The sequence below is a fragment of the Streptomyces sp. NPDC055506 genome (assembly GCF_053643595.1).
On sequence record NZ_JBSHKH010000266.1, the window covers coordinates 1 to 1,702 of the forward strand.

A 1,702-nucleotide genomic window follows, 5' to 3' on the forward strand; every position below is an offset into this window, starting at 1 on the left:
GCCGGCCCCAGTGAACTCGCCTGTAAGGGTGGGGTGATGGGTGGCTGGTCGTTGTTTGAGAACTGCACAGTGGACGCGAGCATCTGTGGCCAAGTTTTTAAGGGCGCACGGTGGATGCCTTGGCACCAGGAACCGATGAAGGACGTGGGAGGCCACGATAGTCCCCGGGGAGTCGTCAACCAGGCTTTGATCCGGGGGTTTCCGAATGGGGAAACCCGGCAGTCGTCATGGGCTGTCACCCGCTGCTGAACACATAGGCAGTGTGGAGGGAACGCGGGGAAGTGAAACATCTCAGTACCCGCAGGAAGAGAAAACAACCGTGATTCCGGGAGTAGTGGCGAGCGAAACCGGATGAGGCCAAACCGTATGCGTGTGAGACCCGGCAGGGGTTGCGTATACGGGGTTGTGGGATCTCTCTTCCACGGTCTGCCGGCCGTGGGACGAGTCAGAAACCGTTGATGTAGGCGAAGGACATGCGAAAGGTCCGGCGTAGAGGGTAAGACCCCCGTAGTCGAAACGTCAGCGGCTCGTTTGAGAGACACCCAAGTAGCACGGGGCCCGAGAAATCCCGTGTGAATCTGGCGGGACCACCCGCTAAGCCTAAATATTCCCTGGTGACCGATAGCGGATAGTACCGTGAGGGAATGGTGAAAAGTACCGCGGGAGCGGAGTGAAATAGTACCTGAAACCGTGTGCCTACAAGCCGTGGGAGCGTCGGACATCAGCTTGCTGGTGTCTCGTGACTGCGTGCCTTTTGAAGAATGAGCCTGCGAGTTTGCGGTGTGTTGCGAGGTTAACCCGGGTGGGGAAGCCGTAGCGAAAGCGAGTCCGAACAGGGCGATTTTAGTAGCACGCTCAAGACCCGAAGCGGAGTGATCTAGCCATGGGCAGGTTGAAGCGGAGGTAAGACTTCGTGGAGGACCGAACCCACCAGGGTTGAAAACCTGGGGGATGACCTGTGGTTAGGGGTGAAAGGCCAATCAAACTCCGTGATAGCTGGTTCTCCCCGAAATGCATTTAGGTGCAGCGTCGTGTGTTTCTTGCCGGAGGTAGAGCACTGGATAGGCGATGGGCCCTACCGGGTTACTGACCTTAGCCAAACTCCGAATGCCGGTAAGTGAGAGCGCGGCAGTGAGACTGTGGGGGATAAGCTCCATGGTCGAGAGGGAAACAGCCCAGAGCATCGACTAAGGCCCCTAAGCGTACGCTAAGTGGGAAAGGATGTGGAGTCGCAGAGACAACCAGGAGGTTGGCTTAGAAGCAGCCACCCTTGAAAGAGTGCGTAATAGCTCACTGGTCTAGTGATTCCGCGCCGACAATGTAGCGGGGCTCAAGCGTACCGCCGAAGTCGTGTCATTGCGATATATACCCCCAACGGGGATCGTGATGGGTAGGGGAGCGTCGTCTGCCGGGTGAAGCAGCCGCGTAAGCGAGTTGTGGACGGTTGACGAGTGAGAATGCAGGCATGAGTAGCGATTCACACGTGAGAAACGTGTGCGCCGATTGACTAAGGGTTCCTGGGTCAAGCTGATCTGCCCAGGGTAAGTCGGGACCTAAGGCGAGGCCGACAGGCGTAGTCGATGGATAACCGGTTGATATTCCGGTACCCGCTGTGAAGCGTCAAACATCGAGCATCGTGATGCTAAGGCCGTGAAGCCGTTCCGGACCCTTCGGGGAAAGGAAAGTGGTGGAGCCGCCGAAC

The 1,702-nt window shown here is 57.7% G+C and carries 1 rRNA gene (cut by a window edge); it reads left to right on the forward strand.

What is annotated here, in order from left to right:
• Window positions 1–87 precede the first annotated feature (87 nt).
• Window positions 88–1,702: ribosomal RNA gene (locus tag ACWIF2_RS40460) — 23S ribosomal RNA — on the forward strand (its annotated part continues 1,305 nt past the right edge of the window); the annotation flags it as partial.